This window comes from Dehalococcoides mccartyi 195 (genome assembly GCF_000011905.1).
GTDB lineage: Bacteria > Chloroflexota > Dehalococcoidia > Dehalococcoidales > Dehalococcoidaceae > Dehalococcoides > Dehalococcoides mccartyi.
On record NC_002936.3, the window covers coordinates 905,045 to 927,063 of the forward strand.

A 22,019-nucleotide genomic window follows, 5' to 3' on the forward strand; every position below is an offset into this window, starting at 1 on the left:
CAACGTGATTTAGCTTTTACAGCAGTATAACACAAACCCCATGCCTTAGCAATACACAGCCGTTCAAAAACTGCCATGCATATCCCGTTGACACCCCCTGTGCTTAACGCTAACATTAACTATTATGCTTGCCAAAGTATCAAGTTGTGCAATTATCGGACTGGAAGGCACTATTGTTGAAGTAGAAGCCGATATCTCGGCCGGGCTGCCCTCATTTACCATTGTAGGGCTGCCTGATACCGCCATTCAGGAGGCCCGCGAACGGGTAAGGGCTGCAATTAGAAACTCCGGTTTCACCTTTCCGGTAAAGCGAATTGTGGCCAATCTGGCACCGGCTGATTTCAAGAAAGCCGGCCCGGCATATGACCTTTCCATTGCACTGGCTATCCTTATAAGTTCCGAACAGTTAAAAGCAGCAGATGTTTCCAACACAGTGTTTCTGGGGGAACTCTCCCTTGACGGCAGCCTGCGCCATACCGCCGGCATACTGCCTATGTCAGCCCTGGCTTTTCAAAAAGGATACCGCAATATAATTGTACCCGCCTGTGATGCCGCTGAAGCCTCGCTGGTAGAGGGGGCTAACATATTACCCTTTACAACCCTGGCGGAACTGGCGGAATACCTGCAAGGTAACCGCCCGGCACCCGAAGTAACTAAATCTAAAGAAAAACTGAAAAACGATATTCCGGCAAATTATGTTGACCTGTCTTTTATAAAAGGGCAGGAAAATGTAAAACGGGCACTGGAAGTAGCCGCCGCCGGCGGGCACAATATGGTAATGACCGGTCCGCCCGGCAGCGGTAAAACCATGCTGGCAAGGGCACTGGTTTCAATACTTCCGCCCATGACCAGTGCCGAATCTCTGGAAATAACCAAGATATACAGCGTGGCCGGGCTGCTGCCGCCTGATACCCCTTTAATACATAACCGCCCCATCCGCTCCCCCCATTACACCATTTCTTCAGCCGGGCTGGTCGGCGGAGGCACTTTCCCCAAACCGGGGGAAATCAGCTTAAGCCACCGCGGGGTTCTTTTTCTGGATGAACTGCCGGAATTCGGTCACAGCCTGCTTGAGCTTCTCCGCCAGCCTTTAGAAGACAAAACCGTGACCATCAGCCGGGCACAGGGAAGTGTCAGCTTTCCGGCTAACTTTATGCTGGTGGGTGCCATGAATCCCTGTCCCTGCGGGTTTTATGGTGATAATACCAAGCACTGTACCTGCCCGCCGGGTTCGGTAATACGTTACCAACGGCGGATAAGCGGGCCGTTTTTAGACAGGATAGATATAGTTATAGACGTACCCCGCATAGAGTACGAAAAGCTTTCCAGCGAACATCTGGCTGAAACATCTGAAACAGTCCGTCAAAGAGTAGCAAGCTGCAGGATTATCCAGCTTGAGCGTTTTCGCGGCAGCAAAATACTTTCCAATGCCGAAATGACACCGGCGGAGATACGGCGTTTTTGCACACTGGAAGGGGATGCCCAGAATCTGCTTCGTTCGGCAACCAAACAGCTGTTTCTTTCGGCCAGAGCCTACCACCGCATATTAAAATTAGCCCGCACCATTGCTGACCTTGAAAATAATGATATAATCAAATCACATCATGTGGCCGAGGCAATCCAGTATCGGCCGCGCTGGCAGGTATAAAATGAAAGAACCATTAGTTCTTCAAACCCCCCGTCTGGAATTGATACCGGCAAATTCGGACATGCTTAACTGCGAAATTCAAGATACAAAACAGCTGGGGCAGTTACTTGGGGCAGAAATCCCGACCAGCTGGCCGCCGGAAGGCTACGGCTGTGAAACCCTGAAGCGGTTACTGACAAAGTATGATGTAAAAACAGGCTATCTCAACTGGTATATCATACTTAACCAATCCGGCATTCACCGCCAGCTTATCGGTCAGGCCGGATTTAAAGGGGAACCTACCGCCGAAGGCCGCATGGAAATAGACTACTCCATATTAGAGCATTACCAGCACCACGGATACGCTATGGAAGCAGTTCACAGCCTTATCGGCTGGATACTTGGTGACCAAAGCGTCAGAGAGATTATTGCCCAGACATATCCGGAATCTATAGCCGCCCAGAAACTTCTGGTAAAAATAGGCTTCAGCGCTTCCGGTAAAGGCGCAGAGCCGGGTACAATTCTTTTTACCCTCCCGCGCGAAGACTATAAAACCGAACTGCCGCCCATATCTGAAGGAGATAAAACTATGAAAGAAGATTTAAAAGCTAATTCCCGCAAGGCTGCTGAGAGTTTCGGAGAGATGCTGGCCGCTTTCGGAAGCGCCGTCAGCGAAATATTTAATGACCCCTCGTTAAAAGAGAAGGCCAAAGAATTTGGGCGGAGTGTCTCAAATTCGGCCGGAGCTGTCACAGACCGTTTTAAAGACGAGGAGGTAAAGGTAAAATTTAAAGAAGTGGGTGACGCTGCCCAGAGTTTCGGCAAGAACGTGAGCAATATCTTCAAGGACGACAAAAAAGAACCCAAAAAGCCGGATACCGAAACTTAGATTATTTAGCAGATAGTTCACAAAATGAAACCCGGCCTGGGTACTTACAGGCGGAGATACATCTGAATATGCTCTATGCCGTCTTCCATGAAGGTATCCCCCTGGGAGGTATAACCCAAACTGGCATAGAAACCGGCCGCACTTGTCTGGGCATGCACCACCACCCTGTCTGCCTGTTCAGTTTTCAGCAGTTCGGCCGCATATTCCATAATCTTCCGCCCCAGGCCGAATTTGCGGTGGTCTCTGTCCACCGCCACTCTTTCAATCTTGGCAAGGTTTTTATCCAGCAATCTTATGCGGCAGCAGGCTAGTGCCCGTTCTCCATCATGGATAACCAGATGGCGGGCACTTTTATCATGCTGGTCATATTCGGTATCAGGGTCAATCCCCTGTTCAGTCACAAACACCCGGTACCGAAGGTCAAAAACCATCTTCAAAATATTTTCATCTGCAACTAAACAAACTTGATACATAATCATGGTATTATATTTAAACTGCAGAGGGCATTCAAATTAAAAATAATATATTCTTTTTGCCCTTTACTGCTAGAATATATAAAACCATATGCACCCGGAGGTCAAATATGTCATCATCCAATAATCAGGCCCTGAAAACACTGAGAAACCGCTTTTTGACCGGGCTGGCCTTTGTCTTACCCATAGGGGCGGCTCTGGGATTGCTGATTTGGGTATTTAACATTATAGACGGGCTACTAAAGCCGGTTATAGAGTTTTTCTTTAACTGGTACTTCCCCGGCCTGGGTCTTCTGGTAACCCTGGTCCTGATATATCTGGTGGGTCTGATTTTAAGCAACTATTTTGGTAAACAAATACTGGGCTGGGTTGATAAAATACTAGTCAAAGTACCCATTTTCAATCAGGTATATAACAGTGCCAAGCAGGTTATAGAAACGCTGGGAGTAAGCAATAAGGTCTCTTTCAAAGAGGCGGTAATGGTGGAATTTCCCCGCACCGGAATGCACAGTCTGGCGTTTATCACCAATGAAACCACAAATTCGGCTGGTGAAAAATTGTATCTGGTATACGTGCCCGGCTCTCCAAACCCCACCAGCGGTTTTTTGGAACTCCTCAGGGAGAACCAGATTGAACGGGTAAATGTTTCGGTTGAAGATGCCATGAAAACCCTTATTTCCTGCGGTCTGGTATTTCCGGATAATGTTCAGGCGATTGATGTCGGCAAAGGGGATTTGCACCCCAATAAACTCTAGGACACCAGTTTTCGGGCATAAAGAAGGGCGGGATTTAAACCCCGCCCTTTGTTTTTGATTTCAGCTAACAGTAATTTATTTGATTTCTATGGTAGCGCCAGCGGCCTCAAGAGCCTTCTTGGCGGCGTCAGCTTCTTCCTTGCTGACATTCTCTTTAACAGCCTTAGGAGCGGCCTCAACCATATCCTTGGCTTCTTTAAGACCCAGGCTGGTAAGTTCGCGGACAGCCTTGATTACGTTAATCTTGTTGGCGCCGACATCTTTAAGGATTACATTGAATTCGGTCTTTTCTTCTTCAGCAGCAGCGGCAACAGCGGCACCACCAGCAGCGGGGGCGGCTACGGCAACAGCAGCGCTTACACCAAATTCCTTTTCAAGGGCCTTTACCAGTTCGGACAGTTCAATAACGGTCATGCCCTTAATGGCACTCATCATTTCGTCAATAGTCATGAAAATAACTCCTTATTATATTTTTATTACTTTATTTAGCCTTCAAGCTGTTTCATACGGGCTTGAAGTACCACGGCCAAACCACGGGCAGGGCCATTGAGAACCATTGCCAAACCGGCAATAGGACTCTGCATACCAGCCAAAACCTTGCTGATAAGCACTTCGCGAGACGGCAACTTGGCAAGTTCGGCTACTTCTTCAACGGAAATAAGCTTGTTGCTGAGATAACCGCCGGTTACTTTCAAAGTAGACTTGGAGCCAGCCAGATAGTCCATCAGGACTTTAGCCGGGGCAACCACATCACTTGAAGAGTAAGCCATAGCCACCGGACCTTCAAACGCACTCTTGATATTTGCATGGTCAGTGTTGTCAGCTGCGCGCCGGGCCAGGGTATTTTTAAGTACACGGTAACCTACACCAGCTTCACGCAGCTTCATGCGTATTGTAGTCAGCTCTGATGTACTGATACCGCGGTAATCGGTAAAAACCGCAGACTGGGCAACAGCTAAAGCGTCAGTTAACTCATCAACTGCTATCTTTTTCTTTTCACGTATCTTTTTTACCAAACCGCACCTCCTTTTCTAAAAAAATAAAGTCCTTATGCCAAAGCACAAGGACTCAAGAAAACCCTTAGTAAAAAGTCTTGTATCCTCAGCAGGCAGCGTATTAAGCCCGAAGGCACCCACGTCTCAGGAAATATTCAGTTATAAAACCAGGGCTGACTTATGCGCCACCCATGGCGGAAACAGCCCGAAGGTCCATCTTAACACCAGGCCCCATGGTAGTAGCCAGGTAAGCACTCTTGATATACTGCCCCTTAGCACCGGTTGGCTTTGAGCGGATAATAGCATCTACCACAGAAGTCATATTCTCCAGCAGGGCCTGACCTTCAAAACTGGCCTTGCCCAGTATAATATGCACAATGCCGGAACGGTCTAACTTGAATTCCACCCGCCCCTTGCGGGCTTCCTCGATAACCTGTTTGAAATCTTCGGCCGGTACCACAGTACCGCTCTTGGGGTTAGGCATAAGGCCGCGCCGGCCCAGAACTTTACCCAGTTTACCAACCTTGCTCATCATGTCAGGGGTGGATATAGCCACATCAAAATCAAGGAAACCGGCTTCAACCTTCTTTATTAGTTCGTCGCCGCCGTATACATCAGCACCGGCTGCCTGGGCCGCTTTTTCAGCTTCACCCTGAGCAAACACCAGTACACGCACAGTCTTACCCAATCCATGAGGCAGCACAGCCACGCCGCGCAACTGCTGGGTAGCATTTTTAGGATCAAGGCCCATCTTCAGATGCATCTCAACGGTTTCATCAAACTTGGCAGCGGCCATTTTTTTGGCCACATCAATAGCTTCAGCCGGAGCGTAAGCCAGACTCTGGTCAAGCAGTTTTATTGCGTCCTGATATTTTTTACCGCGTGTTACCATCTGTTATTCCACCTTAATGCCCATGCTGCGGGCAGTACCTTCAATAATTCTCTCAGCACCCTCAATATTAACCGCATTCAGGTCTTTCATCTTGACCGAAGCAATTTCCCTGAGCTGCCCCTTTGAGATAACGGCAACTACGCTCTTGCTGGGAGTACCCGAACCTGCCTCAACACCAGCCGCCTTTTTCAAAAGGTCAGCCGCCGGAGGGGTCTTGGTAATAAAGGTAAAAGAGCGGTCATCATAAATGGTTATCTCAGCAGGTACAATAGTGCCCGCCATAGAGGCTGTGCGGTCATTATATTCCTTACAGAACCCCATGATATTGATACCGTGCTGACCCAGCGCCGGACCAATGGGAGGAGCAGGATTAGCTTTACCTGCGGGTATCTGTAACTTTACAATTGCCTTTACTTTTTTTGCCACGTATGTCTCCTAAAGCCTCTAGAGCTTTTCGACCTGCAAAAAGTCAAGCTCTACCGGAGTTTCCCGCCCGAACAGGGAGAGAAGCACCTTAACCTTGCCTTTTTCAGTATTAATTTCGTCTACCATGCCGATAAAATCAACAAACGGTCCGTCAATAACCCTAACACTCTGCCCCTTGCGGAAACCGACCTTAACCCTGGGTGATTCGGCTTCCATCTGGTCCAGAATGCGGCTGACTTCTTCAGGCGGCAAATTGGTAGGCTTGCCCTCTGACCCTACAAAGCCGGTCACACCGGGAGTATTGCGGACTATAGTCCAGCTTTTATCGTTCATGTTCATCTGCACCAGCACATAGCCGGGCAGTATCTTTTTCCTTATGGTACGCCGCAGACCGTTTTTGACTTCAACTTCTTCTTCGGTAGGCAGTACAACCCGCTCTATATCATCCTCGGCATCCATAGATTTAATCCGCTCTTCAAGACCTTTGCGGACTCTCTCTTCGTGCCCGGAGTAGGTATGCACTACATACCAGTTCTTCTGTTTAACAATCATAAAATCTCACCCGTCAGTTGGCAACCCATAACATTTCTAAACGTACTATTTCACAAATACGTTATCAATAAACCAGCTAAAGCCGTAATCTACAACGCCCAGTAAAATACCAACCGCTATAGCAACCACCAAAACCATGGTAGTAAGCTTTATCACGTCTGGCCGTGAAGGCCAGACTACTTTTTTCAATTCGGCAACAAGGTTGGAAAAGAAACCAGGTTTCTTACCAGCCGCCTTGGCAGTTTGCTGTGCGGAAGGACACATATTACCTAGCTCTCCTCCTCAAATTACTTGGTCTCGCGATGCACCTTTGCCTCACGGCAGCGCGGGCAGTACTTGTTAAGCTCTATACGCCTGGGATCGTTGCGCTTGTTCTTTTCAGTGGTGTAGTTTCTTTCACCACAGTCAGTACAAGCCATATTTATCACAATTCTTGTGTCAGTTTTTTTGGCCATATTACGACAATACCTGAGAGATGGCACCCGCACCAACGGTTTTACCGCCTTCGCGGATGGCAAAACGCATACCCTTTTCCATAGCTACCGGATAGATAGTGGAAATCTTCATTTTTACATGGTCTCCGGGTACAACCATCTCAACGCCTTCGGGAAGATGAATTTCGCCGGTTACATCAGTAGTACCAAAGAAGAACTGGGGCTTGTAGCCATTGAAGAAAGGAGTATGGCGGCCGCCCTCGTCCTTGCTGAGTACATAAACTTCAGCTTCGGCATTAATATGGGGCTTGATAGAGCCGGGTTTGGCAAGTACCATACCGCGCTCGATATCTTCACGCTCAACACCGCGGAGAAGCAACCCGACAGCATCGCCAGGTTCAGCGGAGTCAAGAATCTTATGGAACATCTCCAAGCTGGTAACAACAATCTTGCGGGGTTCATGATGCAGACCAACCAGGTCAACTTCATCGCCGCCTTTAATAATACCGCGTTCAACACGGCCGGTAGCAACAGTACCGCGTCCCTTGATGCTGAATACGTCTTCAACCTTCATCAGGAAGGGCTTGTCAACCGGGCGGGGAGGAATGGGTATGTAGGAATCAACAGCATCCATCAGCTTCCAGATTCTGCCGCACCATTCACATTCACGTTTGCCGCAGCCGCATTCAAGGGCTTTAATGGCACTTACCCGTACAATCGGTATTTCATCACCGGGGAAAGAGTTTTTGGTAAGAAGTTCACGAACCTCAAGCTCAACCAGCTCAAGCAGTTCTTCATCATCCATCATGTCACATTTGTTAAGGGCTACTACTACAGCAGGCACTTCTACCTGGTGAATCAGCAGCACGTGTTCGCGGGTCTGGGGCATGGGGCCGTCAGGCGCGGAAACTACCAGAATAGCGCCGTCCATCTGGGCAGCACCGGTAATCATATTCTTGATATAGTCAGCATGTCCAGGGCAGTCAATATGGGCATAATGCCTGGTCTCGGTCTGATATTCAATATGAGAAATAGCAATAGTCAGACCTCTAGCTTTTTCCTCAGGAGCGTTATCAATCTGGTCATAGGCGCGGAAATCAGCCCAGCCCTTGGTTGAAAGGGTTCGGGTAATAGCCGCTGTCAAGGTAGTTTTGCCATGGTCTACATGCCCAATAGTGCCTACATTACAATGAGGCTTAGAGCGGTCAAACTTTTGCTTTGCCATTTCTTTTAATTATTCCCCCTTATTATTATGGAGCCCACAATCAGATTCGAACTGATGACCCCGTTCTTACCAAGAACGTGCTCTACCTACTGAGCTATGTGGGCAACGCTTACATTATATTTATTTTAATACCCACTGTCTAGCCCGACGGGGTCATAAAATACTCTGGAGAGGGCAGGGTTCGAACCTGCGTAGCCCTTAGGGCGGCAGATTTACAGTCTGCTCCGATTAACCACTCCGGCACCTCTCCATGATGCTGTTAAAAAAGCCCAAAAAAAAGTTAGCGGCTCAGCCCGAGAGGGGATTCGAACCCGCTAACCTACCGATTACAAGTCGGTTGCGCTTCCTTTGCGCCACTCGGGCAATATTTTTATCACGTTTCAGGCTGATTGTCAAACAATCAAAGTGAGATTATACGTAAATAAAGCTCCAAAGTCAAGCAAAATCAGCTGTTTTCGTATCTATTTTCGCAGACAGGTCAGAGCCACGGCTATTTTAGCCAAATACCCCAAATACGGCTGTCCGTTACCACCACATATCCACCCGGTGAAATGACTCGGTTCTTATATACTTTTCGGCATCAGGGTACATCTCAGCGTATGCGCTGATATCGCTCTTACCGCTTAAGGCCGAAATAACCTCGTCCATCCGGCCTCCGCCCTGGCTTTTATGGCAGGAAATGGATTTAAGTTTAAGTATGGCCGTCTGGCTTATATCAACCTCATAGTTAGGCTCCTGGGGGTTTGAAAGCAAAAGCTCACTCACTTTATGCGGCTCCAAACCTTCGGCAATAAGGTCAGGGTAAGCCAAATGGTCACGCGAATACGGGAAAATAGCGTCCATCACGGCTTCTCCGCACTGGCGGTGGTCTCTATGCCACCACATATAACGCTGATACGGGTCTGTAGTAATAACCGTAAACGGTTTGAAAGTGCGTATCTGGCGTACCAGTTCTTTGCGCAGTTCAGGCGTATTTTCAAGCCCCTGGTCAGGTTTGCCCAGGAAAACTACCCTGCCAACCCCCAGTACGGCTGCCGCCTGACGCTGCTCTTCTTCACGTATCTTTATCAGCTCCGACGGTATCATATTGCGGTCAGAAGTGCCTTTATCCCCATTGGTACAGACTACATAAGCCACTTTTTTACCTTCGGCGGTCATTTTGGCAATAGTACCGCCTGCCCCGAATTCGGCATCATCCGGATGAGGCATGATAACCAACACATCAGCTTTGAAAGACATAACCCCTCCGTTCTAAATAATCTCTGCTGTTTTGGCAGATAAAATAGCATAATACACAGACTCTACCTGAGCCGATACAGATTGCCAGGCGTATTTACCGGCTATTTCCCTTATAGCTTTGCGGTCAATTTCTTTTTGATAAAGCCATTCCTTCATACAACCAGCCAGCTGTTCCGGCTGATTGCCGGGGGTAAGACAGCCATTTACGCCTGGGCAAATTATGTCAGGCGCAACCCCCACCCTGCCGCTAATCACCGGAGTGCCGCAGGCCATAGCTTCCAGGATAACCATGCCGAAACTCTCATAATAAGAGGGAACTACGCAAACTCTGGCGGCATTATAATAACCTGCCAGCATATCCTGCCTGACCGCCCCGTAAAATTTCACTTTATCCGAGATGCCAAGTTCTCCGGACAGAGCTTCCAGCCGGTTTCTTTCCCCCTGGCTGTATTCGTCACCGCCCACCACCATAAGCTCCATATCACTATCAATCAGGGCAACCGCCCTCAGCAGATTATCCAGCCCCTTCAGCTTCTCCAGCCGCCCCACAAATAATGCCTTAGGCACTTGGGAAAGCCCCAGGACTGCTTCAGATTCGGCGCGGTTGGCCAGAGAGAAAAGATTGGTATTTACCCCACAGGGAATTACCCGTATTTTATCCGCTGACGCCTGATACAAAGATATCAGGTCTTCTTTTTCATTTTGGGTAGAGGCTATTATCAGGTCGGTTTCCTGGACTATATTCTGCTCGGCATCCAAGCGGAGCTGAGGGTCAACCTGGGCCTGCATCAAACGGTTTTTAACCTTCCCCAGAGTGTGAAACATAACCAGATGGGGTACATTCCAGTGCTTACTTAAAACCAGCCCGGCTCTGGCAGACAGCCAGTAATGGCTGTGGATAAGGTCATATGTAATACCCTCGTGTTTACGGAATTTTTCCAGCCCGCAGACAAAGCTCTCCAGATGCTCATACTGGGCCAGCTTGCCCATATCCTCTACCGGCCCGGCCTGAATATGAATAAGCCGCACGTTCGGGGCTAAAAATTCCCAGACGTCATCACGGGGGTCATGGGCGCGGGTATAAATATCAACCTGGTGCCCTAAACGGCCTAAAGTCCGGGCCAGTTCGCAGATATACACATTCATACCGCCGGTATCCCGTCCGCCGGGCTGCCCCAGAGGACAGCTGTGCAAGCTGATAAGTGCAATACGTAATTTTTTTCTGGCCAAAGTTTATACCTGACTATCCAGAGTTATGCAGCAGCGGTAAACCGGCTGGGATTTCCCGCCCAGATGAAATTTATATTTTTCCTCTCCGCGCAGAAAATCAAAGGCATCATAGCCTTTTTCAATAGAATCCTTAATAGCCAGCATTTTGGAAAGCACGCCCACACTAAGGTGGGAATACTCCGGATTGTAGCCGCTGTTATACAAGTATCTTATATTATTATAATCAAAGCAAAACAGACTTGCCAAAACAGTCTCCCCGGTTTTGAGAAAAACAAGACGCAGATAGCCCTGACTGCCAAGCCAGTCTGCCAGCTGCTTAAAATAGCAGCGCATTTCCGGATTAAGGAAAATTGCTTTCTCAAGGTGGCTGAGCTCCATCTGGTCAAGCAAAATATCTATATCACCAGGGCTGGTCACTACTTCCAGCCGGGGTGTCAGAGTTTCCTCAAGACGGCGTAATTTGCGTTTAAGTTCGTGGCGCTGGTGCTTTTCCAGCCCTGCCAGGTATTTTTCAAAGTCAGCCGGCAGCTCAAGCAGCGGAGAAACGTCTGCCTGTTCGCAAACTACCAAAATACCTTTTTCTTTCGCCAGCGGCAGCAGAACGTCATAAGCCTGGGAACGGGCTGTAAGCCCCTCCAGTTCCAGCACCTCAACCTGGTTTTGCTTCAAAAGCTTAAGCAGCAGCTCAAAATATCCGGCCTGATGGCCGGGTTTTACCGCAAAATCCAGATAATCAAAAACATTTCCGTCAGCTATAAAACGGGCAACCCCGCTGTCTATCCGCAAGGCTATAAGCCCCACCGTCTCAGACCCCAAAGTCACCAGCCCGCAAACTTGCCTGCCGGGCGGAGAAAAACACTTCTGCCAGACAGACTGCCAGCCGGGGTGCAAAAAGGGATAAACAAAATTAAGCCCGTTTTGGCCGGAGGCAAAATCAGAGCTTAATTCCTCAAGGCTGAGTTCCTTAAAAACATATACCATCTTTAAAGCATAGCACCTGCCCGTTTTTAAGACAATTTTGGGTATGCAGGCCTGATATGTATTTGACAGCCCTGCCGAATAGTTTTAATATATTCTTATATGCTAATATACGCATATGGGGGTTTTATGGAAAAATATGCATCCATTTTTAAAGCGCTGGCAGATGAATACCGTCTGCGGATACTGAGTTTACTTTTCAAACAGGAATGCTGTGTCTGTGAAATCCAGCAGGCACTGGGCATAAGCCAGACTTCTGCTTCCCGTCACCTGCAAAACCTGCATCAGGCCGGGCTGATAAAACTCCGCCGTGATGGTTTATGGGCACTGTATTCGGTAAACTGGGCTGAATTTGCACCTGACCTTAAAAAGGTCATGCAGAGCGTATCAGCCATGCTGGAACAAAACCCGCAGGCAGACACAGATTTCGGGCAGCTAAAATCCAGCTGCAGACGAAGCAACGGCTAATGGACTTTATCCTGAGTTTGCTGGCGGGCGGCTTTTCCGCCCTGCTGGAATACCTTTCCGCCCACGTGATAGCCTGTCTGGTTCCGGCATTTTTTATTGCCGGGGCTATTTCGGTTTTCCTTGACCCGTACATAGTCACCAAATATTTCGGCAGTAAAGTAAACCCGTTTGTCTCATACAGCATTGCCTCTATTTCAGGGTTTATACTGGCCGTATGCTCCTGCACTGTTTTGCCGCTTTTTGCCGGTATTTACAAACGCGGCGGAGGTATCGGCCCGGCAGTCACCTTTCTTTATTCCGGCCCGGCCATAAGTATTCTGGCTGTCTCACTGTCTGCCGGGGTACTTGGCTACGATATCGGTATTGCCAGAGCTATCTTTGCCATCATATTTTCTATACTAATCGGGCTTATTATGGCCTACCTGTTCCGCAAAGATAAGCCGGATACCGCCCAGCAGATAACCAGCCTGCCCGCAGATACGGCCGCCAAACGCCCCCTATACCAGACCTTGATTTATTTCGGCAGTCTGATTGCCATACTTATATTCGCATCCGCCAAAAATATACCCGTATTCCTGCTGGCACTTTTAGTATTGCTCTTCTGCCTGTGGCGGTTTTTCAATATGTCTCAGATAAAAGAATGGCTTTCCGAAACATGGCGTTTTGTGAAGCTTATTTTCCCGTGGCTGGTAGGCGGCATTTTTATAGCCGGGGTTTTAAAAACCCTGATTCCGGCTGATTTTATCACCAGCTACGTGGGCAGCAATAACCCTGTTTCAAACCTTATAGCCTCGCTTTCGGGGGCGTTACTCTATTTTGCCACCCTGACCGAAGTCCCTATAGTCAAGGCATTTGTTGATTTAGGTATGGCCAAAGGCCCGGCACTGGCTCTGCTGCTGGCAGGACCGGCTGTTTCTTTACCCGGTTTCCTGGTTATCCGCAAAATACTGGGTAACCGCAAAGCCCTCACTTATATAGGGCTGGTAATCATTAGTTCAAGTTTAGCCGGGTTTATATTCGGCATATTCTAATATTAAATGGAGAAAAGACATGATAATCAAAGTACTGGGCACAGGATGCACCAAGTGCAACAAACTGGAAGAAATGACCAAGGAAGCCGTACTGGAACTGGGTTTGTCAGCCCAGATTGTAAAAGTAAAAGATATAGACAAAATATCAGCCTATCCCGTACTGATGACCCCGGCGCTGGTCATAAATGAAGAGGTGGTTGTATCTGGCAAACTGCCCACCAAAGAGGAAATGCAAAAACTCCTGCTTTCCAAAGCCAGCTAAACACAAATAAAAAGGCCGGCACACCGGGGCTTAATTTCCCTTCAAACTGTGCCGGCCACTCCCTTAGAATGTTTTACTTAACGGCGTTGGCCGCCAGAGATATTTCGTACTTACGCCGTACAATCCCGCTCCCGTTGGGGCTGGCCGGAATTTCATTTACCTTGCCTACCATGCTCAGTTTCCTAAGTACATCCAGCAGGCTGTTGGGCTTATTTTCATATACTATAATCACCGGGTGATTGGGGCGGGGTATCAGCTCTACCACCTCAACCTCACTGGCGTTTTCCAGCTGGTCCATTATTTTAGTTATTTTCACCGCATCTACCGGCGGCAGTATCTCCAGCTCTATTTCCTTGTCACGTACAATCAATTCCCGGGTATCCGATTCCAGAATATCCGAGGTGTCCACTGCCTTAGCCATAAAGTCACTTTGTTCACGCACAGGTGTTTCTTTAACCGGGGCGGTCATTACAGGCTCAGCCGTGACCGCTGCCCCCTCAGACTTAAAATCAAAATCCTTGTCCAGGCTGTTTACCTGCTGCTTCAGGGTGTTCAGCTGGCGGTAAATCTGTTCGTACACTTTCCTGGCTTTTTCCTCAGCCTTTGCAATCAGGCTGTCTGACTCTGCTTTAGCTTTAGCCACAGCCTCTTCTTTAAGCCTCGCCGCCAGCTTATCAGCCTCCATAACCGTGGCATCTGCCAGTTTCTTCAGGGAATCCAGATGCTCAGCCTGCTCTTTCATTCTGGCAAGTTCGGCCGTATAGCGGCTGTTTTCCTCAAGCAGTTTTTCTATAAATACCTTAACCTGTTCGGGGTCAAGCCCTTTTTGGGTTATGTTAAATTCGTGGTCATTTATGGTGAATATATTGGGGTTATTGCCTGCCATTTCTATACCCTCCAATCAGTATGCCTTAAAAGCATAGTTGTTTATCTGAGTATAGTTAAATAGCCAGATAGTAACTTTTAGATAGTTACCTAAGTACCATAAATATTTAACCGGAGCCGAATAAAACTAAAGCAATCAATGCCGCATTTAGCAGGCCCAAACCCACCTGAACACTCGTCATCAGACCGTCAACTATGCCACCTTATCTACCCTAACTATACCCCAACTATACCAAACTATAGTACGGTATTCAGGTGCCGATACCAGAGCGGGACTGTCCGCAGGGGCTGACCGTTTGGCGTAGCACTTTCCCTTACAGATGTGTACGCTGCGGAGAGTGCCTGAAACGCTGTACCAAAAATGCGGTTGAACTCAGCCACTTCCCGCCTTCAGGCATAGAGGATATACCGGCTAAAATGAGACCCGGCCGGTTATGGCCAGCCAGGAGTTCAGGCCAGATCTTTTAAAAAACCCTTCATCCGGCTTTGAGCCATAGACAGCACCAGAGCACTGGTAACCACCGCAATCAATACCCCGGGGCTAAAGCCTGTTATGGCAACACCCAGAGCTGTACCCGCCGCCGGAGCGTGTTTTAAATCCATAATCATCATCAAAAAAATGCAAAGCCCCACTGCCAGAGCGTAAACCAGGGCATCAGTCAGCATATATTGGTGAGGTATCAAATTTACCAGACACCCAATACAAAATCCCAGTACGTGCCCCCAGAAAATACGGCGCGGCACAGCCGGGGGTGAACTGGGCTGAGTAAAAACAATGAAGGCCGTGGAAGCAATAGACGCAATAACGACCGCATTTTCAATACTAAGTGTCAGGGCAATTATAAAAAGTACAAGGGTGGCCAGAAAGCTTTGAAAAAGATATAGTTTCCAGTGTATTTTGAGCTCACGTATCCGTTTCAGCAGATAACGGTATGCTTTTCTCAAATAACCTAGATGCATTTAAATTCTCAAGTACTCCCGGCCACCCCGGCCATTTTCTAAGCTAAATACATATCCTGTGTGGAAGCTATAAACTCATTGTGGCAAATGGGGCAGTAAAATGCGGCCTTTTCCACTGACATCGTAGTAGTATCATGTTTCTCTACCCTTGAAACCTGGGCTTCAAACCCGTCTTTGGGGCATTTGGCACAAATATAGCGCTTATAGCCAGACTCAGTTTCGGTAAAGACTTTGGCATCAGCCAGCAGTTCACAAATAAGCTCAGTCTCAGACATGCAAACCCTCCGGATAGTATTATTTTTTTATTATACCCTAAAACTGTTTTTTTTAAATCCCGGCTCCAAATATATAGAGTTACCCATAGCTGATAATGGGCGTATTTTGCTCATTTTCCGCCTCAAAACGCACTAAAAACAGTGTTATCTCAAGTCTTAAAGCAAATGAAGGCGATTATTTTTTAAAATAAAAAACCGGCTCCTTTGGGGGGAGCCGGGTAGCTTTCTATTTCAGCTTTGGGATAACCGTATTATTTCTGGGGTTTGTTTTCGTGAGTGGCAAGCTCTGTAGTAATGTCTTCCACCATTTTGTTAAAGACGTTGCGGATCTTCTTCATAACAGCCTCAGCGGCTTCTTCGCCAGCCCTGCGCGCTTCTTCAGCGGCCTTTCTGGCATCTGCGGCGGCCTGTTCTGCCCGGATAATACTGCCGTCGATTTCGTCCAGTATCTGGGGCAGGGGCTTGCTTAAGATCTCGTGACTGCCTTTTGTTGGTTGGTTCACTGCTTTCCTCCTCCTCTAGCACATCCTGAAAGTATTATACAATTTATAAATATTTATTTTTTAAGCTACCTATAGCTAAGGCCAAAATAATTTTTATTATGTAAATTTATCTGCCGGCATTCCCCATCTAAAACAAATATCCCACCCCCAAAGGGGTGGGACACTCAGACATGATACAACCTATAATTTTATAACCGGCTTCAGCCTAAGATAGTTTCAGCTTTCTCAGGGTTGCTCACCTTCAGTACTATCCTGGCCCGGCCCGGTGTAGAATCCAAAAAGGCATAGAAATAATCTATATTGATATCAGCCTTGCCAAGCGGTTCAACTACTGTCTTCAAAAGCCCGCTGGGAATATCCGGGATTTCAGCCGTAACCATCATATCCGTACGGCTGGTAAAACCGGCTTTTTTAAGTGCCTCTGCCCCGTCATCAGGATTATCTAAAATCATGCGGACAATACCGAATTCGGCGGTTTCACTAACAGATAAGGCCCGGATATTTATTTTTGACTTATCCATAGCCTGCAAGATTGCAGACAAACGCCCGGGTTTATTTTCCACAAAAACGGAAACCTGTTTTATCATCATTTTCCTCTTCCTCCTGGTTGCTACCTGTTTTCAGGTAATTCGGAACGGTCAATAACCCTTTTTGCCTTGCCCTCAGTCCGGGCCAGACTGCGCGGTTCTACCAGCTTGATTTTGGCGCGTATACCCAGTACGCTATCCAGTTCGGCCTGAAGTTTTTTCTGAAGGGCATTCAAACCGGCCATTTCGTCAGAGAAAATGCCTTCGGACACTTCCACCCATATTTCCAGCTCATCTGAGGCAAAAGCATTGTGCCTGTCTACTATTATCTGGTAATGGGGTTCAATACCCTCTACGGTAAGGAGGACACTTTCAATCTGTGAGGGGAACACCGAAACGCCCCTTACCCGTATCATATCATCACTCCGGCCGGATATCTGAGCCATACGCACCATAGTCCGCCCGCAGCCACACTTTTCAGGCATCAGGCTGGTAATGTCTTTAGTCCGGAAACGCAGTACCGGCTGGGCCTGTTTGTTTATGGTGGTAATTACCAGTTCCCCTTTTTGGCCGTAAGGAAGTACTTCACCCGTTTCAGGGTTTATTATCTCCACCAGGAAATTATCCTCCCAGATATGCAGGCCGCATTTCTGGGGACATTCCATAGCCACACCCGGCCCGGTTATTTCGGTCAGACCGTATATATTAAGGGCGGTTATACCCAGCTTGGCTTCTATTTCGCGGCGCATATTTTCGCTCCACGGCTCGGCACCCATAATGCCCAGCTTGAGCGAAGAATTATGAAAATCCAGACCCATTTCCTTGCCGGCTTCATACATTATCAGGGAGTAAGACGGGGTACAGCTAATGACCGTAGTACCCAAATCCTGCAGCAGCATCAGCTGGCGTTTGGTGTTGCCGGTAGAGGCCGGCACTACCGCCACCCCCAGTTTTTCCGCCCCGTAATGAAGCCCCAGCCCGCCGGTAAAAAGCCCGTAACCGTAAGCGTTCTGCAAAATATCTTCAGGCACTACCCCGGCACAGCTTAAGGAACGGGCTATCAGTTCAGCCCAGGTATCCACATCCTTGGCGGTATAGGGAGCAATAACAGGCTTGCCTGTAGTACCGGACGAAGACTGTATGCGGGATATTTCATTTTTAGGCACACAGCATAACCCGAAGGGATAGTTCTGCCGGAAATCTTCCTTGCTGGTAAAGGGAAGGCGGGCTATGTCTTTTAAGGTTTTTATATCGGCGGGTTTTACCCCCAGTTTATCCATACTCTGGCGGTAAAAAGGGTTTCGCTCATAGATATAAGAGACTGTCTCCTGAAGTCTTTTCAGCTGCAACGCTTCCAGCTGCGGCCGGGGAAGGGTTTCATATTCGGGGCTACGTATAACCACTGGCTCCTCCTAATATAATGACAACTATATAACAGGGTAAACGGAATTACCCTGGCAAATACTGCCGGCAAAAAGTATAACAGGGAATATTTTACCCCTTTTTCTCTAATGAGGAAATAGCTTTTATTTATATCTTTCCAAAGTAAGCGGAATAAATTTCCAGGGGTTTCAGGCCGAAGGGGAATAGCAAAACAGCCGCCGATATCAGTTTGGCTGTGAAAGTATCTTAAGCAGGGTGTCTTTCAAAACTGCTATATTAAAAGGCTTGTTTATACAGGGTATATCATTGGCAACCATAAGCTTGCCGGAGGTATCACCGGTAATAAAAATCACCCGTTTTGCCATCTTGGGCCATTTAGCGGTTATTGCTGAATAAAGCTCCAGGCCGCTCATGCCGGGCATGCGTATATCCAGAAGAATAGCATCATATTTATTTTTAGAAATCATTTCCATAGCTTCCTGGGGGGCTTCGCATTCATCTACTTGATAGCCATCTTGGGTAAGCACAATCCGTATCAGTGACCGGATAGCCGGCTCATCATCAACTGCCAGTATAGATGCTTTTTTAGCTAGCTCTATAGCCATGCTATCCTGATTGCTGATAGCAGATTTTTCATTGGAAAGCTTTATGGGCAATTCCACAATAAATTCAGCCCCTTCACCGGGGATACTTTCTCCCCGGATAGTGCCATCATGTTCCAGTATGATACCGTGAGACAAACTGAGCCCCAAGCCCGAACCTTCACCTGGCTCTTTGGTGGTAAAGAATGGCTGAAAGAGTTTACCCAGTGTCTCGGCGGACATACCCATACCATTATCACGGAAAGACATTCTGATTCTATCCCCCGTCCGGCTGACGGTAATAGTCAGTGTGCCTTTTTCATGGGCTTTTTTCATGGAATATTCGGCATTTAGAATCAGATTCAGAATAACCTGCTGGATTTGGCCGGAATCAACAGTCAGCAGCGGCAGCCCGGGTTCATAATGCCTGACTACATCTATGTTGGCTGTTTTCAGCACGTAACTGCGTAATTCCAAAGTATTATCAATAAGTTCGGTAATATTTATACTGCTCCTGACCGGTTTGGATTGGCGGGCAAATGTAAGCATCCGCTTTACAATCTCCACTACCCTTTGACTGCCGGAATTGATTATCTGCAGCTGCTCCATAGCATCAGGCGGCAAATCTTCCCTATCCATAAGGATAGAAGCAAAACCGATTACCCCCGTCAGAGGGTTATTTATCTCATGGGCAATTCCGGCGGCCATTTCGCCTATTGCCGCCAGACGGCTGGACATTTCAGATTGGTGACGCAGTTTTTTCTGTTCTTCCTCCAGCCTCTTGCGTTCGCTTATATCCCTGGCAAGGGTAATAACCGTATGCTTGCCCCCAAACTCAAACATACGCGAGTGCAGTTCAACCGGTATGGTTTCACCTGATTTCGTCTTTAGCGTTTGCTCAGCTACCAGTTCAGAATTTTTTTCTGCCTGACGCATGGTATCTGTAAATACATTAACCGTGGGTATTCCTTTTGAAACCACATCCAGCGGGTTCATCTGCAGCATTTCCTGGCGGCTGTACCCCAGCATAGCCACCGCAGCATCATTCATCTCTATAAATTTGCCGGGGGAATAATCCGCCTCCGGCTGATACACCAGAATGGCATCGGTAACGCTATTAAAAAGCACTTGATAACTCTGCAGGCTTTCGCTCAAGGCTTTTTCGGCCTGTTTGCGCTCTGTAGTATCCCGGATAATATTTATCAGGGTGGTTGTCCCTTCAATATCTGCTCCCCGTGAGCTGACTTCCACCGGGAAAGTGCTGCCGTCTTTACGGCGGTGCATGGTTTCAAAAAGCATGCCATGAGCATAGGCTTGCTCAAACTCAGAGTCACTAAGTATCCTGGCTTGCGGGGCACGCAAATCTTGTATTCTCATTGACAAAAGCTGTTTACGGCTATATCCGTAGGACTTTACAGCCGCGGTATTAGCTTCCAGCAATCGCCCGGTTTGCCTGTCCAGGAACAGGATAATATCCCGGCTGTCTTCGGCAATCAGTTTGTATTTCTGGAGGGCATCTTCGGCTTCTTTACGGGCTGTAATATCTACAATCATAGCCAGATAGTAAAGCAGATTCCCTCCGGCATCCCGGATACCGGCCACGGACAGATGCACCCAGAATACACTGCCGCTTTTGTGAATATATCTCTTATCCGTTTCATAACGGCTGATTTCCCTGTTTTTCAGCTGATTCAGATGAATTAAATCTTTAGGCCAATCATCCGGGTGGGTAATATCCCTGACTGACAGATTAGTCAGCTCGTCATCAGAATAATCTAACATTTTGCAGAATTTATCATTGACCTGCCGGTATTTGAAGCCCAAATCATATATGGCAGCACCTATAGGAGACTGGTCAAAAGTTGAACGGAATCTGGCTTCGCTTTCACGGAGTAATTCTTCGGCCTGCTTTCTCTTGGTAATATCCTGAATTGTACCGAACACCAAATTCCGCTTGGCATCATACTCTGCTATAGAGTGTACATACAAAACAGCTCCGTCGGTAGGCCGTTTTATTTTAAACTCAATATCATACGGGATATTATGCTTTATCAGGTCATTCATGGCTTTATCCAGGTCAGACCTGTATTCGGAAAGAGGTATCTGCTGGACAAAAGGAATAGTGATACTCTCGCTCTCTAAGCCATATATTTCTCTGGCACCGGCAGAGGGATATACCAGCCCATTGGCTAAATCAAATTCCCAATAACCGAATCCGGCTACCTGTTCGGCTTTTACCAAACGGCTATGACTTTGCTCAAGTTCACGGGCGGCCTCTTTACGGCTGGTTATATCCCGGGCCAGAGTAAGCACCGCCGGCTTGCCCTGCAAGTCAAATAAATGGAATGTCATTTCCACCGGAATAGCCTGACCGCATTTGTGCCGCAGTCTGGACTCACGGGTTATTACCTTATGACGGTAAAGCTTATCGGTGGTCTCTTCCAAGATAAGGTCTGACGGCAAACTAAAAAACAGCTCCTTTACTGACATTGACAAGAGCTGTTCATGGGTATAGCCGAGCATATCCGAAGCCACTTTATTCAGTTCAATAAACTCATCCGCCCACTTATGGTCATCAATATAACAGACAAAAGCCGCATCACCTATGCTTTCAAAAAGGGCCTGATATTTCCGCTGGCTTTCCCTGATAGCTTCTTCTGCCAAATGCCTCTGGGTAATATCCTGCAATGTGCAATGGGTTTGTTTAAAATTACCCTTAGTATCACGGGCTATTTTCCCGCTGAATGCTATCAGCACCACTGACCCGTCTTTGCGGTTCATATAAAATTCGGTAGCGGCAGTACCAGTATTTTTGAAAACAGCAAAGCGTTTCTTGAAAAGGTCTATCTGGTCAGGCCGCAAAAAATCACCGAACCAGCGGCCGGCAACTTCTTCTTTGGTGTATCCCATTTCATCCAGCCAGACCTGATTGACCTCTATCAGACGGCCTTCGGAATCCAGTGACTGGTAACCGATGGGGGATTTCTGGTAGAACTCCCGGTAACGTTCTTCAGTTTTGCGCAGCTCTTCTTCTGCCAGCTTGCGCTCGGTAATATCCCGTATATTGCACTGGAGGATTTTATCCTCACCGACATAATAGGTATTGCTGGTAAATTCCGCCTGGCGTATTTGGCCGCTTTTTGTCTCAAGGTATACGTCTTCGTGGCGAATACCGCTTTTAGCCTGCAGAACTTCAAATGCCTTGCGGTTGGAAACTATATGATGGAATAGACCAATTTCCCAGAGTTTTTTACCGATAATAGCGTCTGTATCATAACCCAGCATCTCGAACAAAAAGGGGTTGGCATCAGTTATTTTGCCGGATTCGGCATCAATAATGAGAATACCGTCTTGAGCCGTTTCGAAAAGGCGGCGATATCGCAGTTCTGAAACTTCCGGATTCGGCCTTTTGTTATTCATTTATACCCA

General features: G+C 47.7%; 25 protein-coding genes, 3 tRNA genes and 1 other annotated feature. Of the genes, 6 read left to right on the top strand and 22 right to left on the bottom strand.

What is annotated here, in order from left to right; genetic code table 11:
• Positions 1–124: 124 nt before the first annotated feature.
• Together DET_RS05120 and DET_RS05125 are read left to right on the top strand one after the other, a co-directional pair.
• Positions 125–1,648 (top strand): YifB family Mg chelatase-like AAA ATPase, encoded by a 1,524-nt coding sequence (locus DET_RS05120; RefSeq protein ID WP_010936688.1) that lies wholly within the window; start codon positions 125–127, stop codon positions 1,646–1,648.
• A 1-nt stretch (position 1,649) separates the two neighbouring features.
• Positions 1,650–2,516, top strand: a complete 867-nt coding sequence (locus tag DET_RS05125; protein WP_010936689.1) for a GNAT family N-acetyltransferase — start codon at positions 1,650–1,652, stop codon at positions 2,514–2,516.
• A gap of 44 nt (positions 2,517–2,560) precedes the next feature.
• On the opposite strand, the gene DET_RS05130 is transcribed toward DET_RS05125, so the two are convergent.
• Positions 2,561–2,947 (bottom strand): GNAT family N-acetyltransferase, encoded by a 387-nt coding sequence (locus tag DET_RS05130; protein ID WP_234943848.1) that lies wholly within the window; start codon positions 2,945–2,947, stop codon positions 2,561–2,563.
• Between the two features lie 152 nt (positions 2,948–3,099).
• Here DET_RS05130 and DET_RS05135 point away from each other — a divergent pair, with 152 nt between their 5' ends.
• Entirely contained in the window at positions 3,100–3,744 is a 645-nt protein-coding gene (locus DET_RS05135) for a DUF502 domain-containing protein (RefSeq protein WP_010936691.1), read from the top strand.
• 75 nt (positions 3,745–3,819) lie between these two features.
• On the opposite strand, the gene rplL is transcribed toward DET_RS05135, so the two are convergent.
• From rplL to DET_RS05210, 14 genes are all read right to left on the bottom strand, one after another.
• Complete coding sequence (rplL, locus tag DET_RS05140) at positions 3,820–4,194, bottom strand: 50S ribosomal protein L7/L12 (protein WP_010936692.1); 375 nt, start codon at positions 4,192–4,194, stop codon at positions 3,820–3,822.
• Between the two features lie 35 nt (positions 4,195–4,229).
• Entirely contained in the window at positions 4,230–4,760 is a 531-nt protein-coding gene (gene rplJ, locus DET_RS05145) for a 50S ribosomal protein L10 (protein WP_010936693.1), read from the bottom strand.
• Positions 4,761–4,773: 13 nt separating this feature from the next.
• Positions 4,774–4,906 (bottom strand) — a sequence feature (ribosomal protein L10 leader region).
• A gap of 11 nt (positions 4,907–4,917) precedes the next feature.
• Positions 4,918–5,631: a 50S ribosomal protein L1 gene (gene rplA, locus DET_RS05150; protein WP_010936694.1), complete on the bottom strand. Its 714-nt coding sequence runs from the start codon at positions 5,629–5,631 to the stop codon at positions 4,918–4,920.
• 3 nt (positions 5,632–5,634) lie between these two features.
• Positions 5,635–6,057 (bottom strand): 50S ribosomal protein L11, encoded by a 423-nt coding sequence (gene rplK, locus DET_RS05160; RefSeq protein ID WP_010936695.1) that lies wholly within the window; start codon positions 6,055–6,057, stop codon positions 5,635–5,637.
• Positions 6,058–6,075: 18 nt separating this feature from the next.
• Positions 6,076–6,609 (bottom strand): transcription termination/antitermination protein NusG, encoded by a 534-nt coding sequence (nusG, locus tag DET_RS05165; RefSeq protein WP_010936696.1) that lies wholly within the window; start codon positions 6,607–6,609, stop codon positions 6,076–6,078.
• Between the two features lie 45 nt (positions 6,610–6,654).
• Entirely contained in the window at positions 6,655–6,873 is a 219-nt protein-coding gene (gene secE / locus DET_RS05170) for a preprotein translocase subunit SecE (RefSeq protein ID WP_010936697.1), read from the bottom strand.
• 23 nt (positions 6,874–6,896) lie between these two features.
• On the bottom strand, positions 6,897–7,064 hold the full coding sequence (gene rpmG / locus DET_RS05175) for a 50S ribosomal protein L33 (RefSeq protein WP_010936698.1): 168 nt from the start codon (positions 7,062–7,064) through the stop codon (positions 6,897–6,899).
• A gap of 1 nt (position 7,065) precedes the next feature.
• Complete coding sequence (tuf, locus tag DET_RS05180; RefSeq protein WP_010936699.1) at positions 7,066–8,268, bottom strand: elongation factor Tu; 1,203 nt, start codon at positions 8,266–8,268, stop codon at positions 7,066–7,068.
• 28 nt (positions 8,269–8,296) lie between these two features.
• Positions 8,297–8,372: transfer RNA gene (locus DET_RS05185), tRNA-Thr, on the bottom strand.
• A 62-nt stretch (positions 8,373–8,434) separates the two neighbouring features.
• A tRNA-Tyr gene (locus DET_RS05190) sits at positions 8,435–8,518 on the bottom strand.
• Positions 8,519–8,558: 40 nt separating this feature from the next.
• Positions 8,559–8,631 (bottom strand) — tRNA-Thr (locus DET_RS05195).
• Between the two features lie 162 nt (positions 8,632–8,793).
• A complete protein-coding gene (locus DET_RS05200; protein WP_010936700.1) occupies positions 8,794–9,507 on the bottom strand; it encodes a PIG-L deacetylase family protein in 714 nt (237 codons plus the stop codon).
• Between the two features lie 12 nt (positions 9,508–9,519).
• The gene (locus tag DET_RS05205; RefSeq protein WP_010936701.1) at positions 9,520–10,737 is read right to left on the bottom strand and encodes a glycosyltransferase family 4 protein; all 1,218 of its coding nucleotides are present in this window, start codon (positions 10,735–10,737) and stop codon (positions 9,520–9,522) included.
• A 3-nt stretch (positions 10,738–10,740) separates the two neighbouring features.
• Positions 10,741–11,718, bottom strand: a complete 978-nt coding sequence (locus DET_RS05210) for a GNAT family N-acetyltransferase (protein WP_010936702.1) — start codon at positions 11,716–11,718, stop codon at positions 10,741–10,743.
• A gap of 126 nt (positions 11,719–11,844) precedes the next feature.
• Here DET_RS05210 and DET_RS05215 point away from each other — a divergent pair, with 126 nt between their 5' ends.
• The 3 genes from DET_RS05215 to DET_RS05225 are packed head-to-tail and all read left to right on the top strand — an operon-like array spanning position 11,845 to position 13,476.
• A complete protein-coding gene (locus DET_RS05215) occupies positions 11,845–12,183 on the top strand; it encodes an ArsR/SmtB family transcription factor (protein WP_010936704.1) in 339 nt (112 codons plus the stop codon).
• Positions 12,183–13,214: a permease gene (locus DET_RS05220; RefSeq protein ID WP_010936705.1), complete on the top strand. Its 1,032-nt coding sequence runs from the start codon at positions 12,183–12,185 to the stop codon at positions 13,212–13,214. The genes DET_RS05215 and DET_RS05220 overlap by 1 nt, the downstream gene beginning before the upstream one ends.
• 19 nt (positions 13,215–13,233) lie before the next feature.
• Complete coding sequence (locus tag DET_RS05225; protein ID WP_010936706.1) at positions 13,234–13,476, top strand: thioredoxin family protein; 243 nt, start codon at positions 13,234–13,236, stop codon at positions 13,474–13,476.
• A 73-nt stretch (positions 13,477–13,549) separates the two neighbouring features.
• Here DET_RS05225 and DET_RS05230 read toward each other — a convergent pair whose 3' ends face one another.
• The 7 genes from DET_RS05230 to DET_RS05270 form a co-directional block, all read right to left on the bottom strand.
• A complete protein-coding gene (locus DET_RS05230; RefSeq protein WP_010936707.1) occupies positions 13,550–14,362 on the bottom strand; it encodes a DivIVA domain-containing protein in 813 nt (270 codons plus the stop codon).
• 449 nt (positions 14,363–14,811) lie between these two features.
• Entirely contained in the window at positions 14,812–15,321 is a 510-nt protein-coding gene (locus DET_RS05235) for an HPP family protein (protein WP_010936709.1), read from the bottom strand.
• Positions 15,322–15,359: 38 nt separating this feature from the next.
• Complete coding sequence (locus DET_RS05240) at positions 15,360–15,596, bottom strand: hypothetical protein (protein WP_010936710.1); 237 nt, start codon at positions 15,594–15,596, stop codon at positions 15,360–15,362.
• A gap of 251 nt (positions 15,597–15,847) precedes the next feature.
• Complete coding sequence (locus tag DET_RS05245; protein WP_010936712.1) at positions 15,848–16,099, bottom strand: hypothetical protein; 252 nt, start codon at positions 16,097–16,099, stop codon at positions 15,848–15,850.
• Between the two features lie 200 nt (positions 16,100–16,299).
• Positions 16,300–16,689, bottom strand: coding sequence for an ACT domain-containing protein (locus DET_RS05260; RefSeq protein ID WP_010936713.1), 390 nt, complete (start codon positions 16,687–16,689; stop codon positions 16,300–16,302).
• A 20-nt stretch (positions 16,690–16,709) separates the two neighbouring features.
• Positions 16,710–18,029, bottom strand: a complete 1,320-nt coding sequence (locus DET_RS05265) for a phenylacetate--CoA ligase family protein (protein WP_010936714.1) — start codon at positions 18,027–18,029, stop codon at positions 16,710–16,712.
• A gap of 204 nt (positions 18,030–18,233) precedes the next feature.
• Positions 18,234–22,010, bottom strand: a complete 3,777-nt coding sequence (locus DET_RS05270; protein WP_010936715.1) for a PAS domain S-box protein — start codon at positions 22,008–22,010, stop codon at positions 18,234–18,236.
• Between the last annotated feature and the right edge of the window lie 9 nt (positions 22,011–22,019).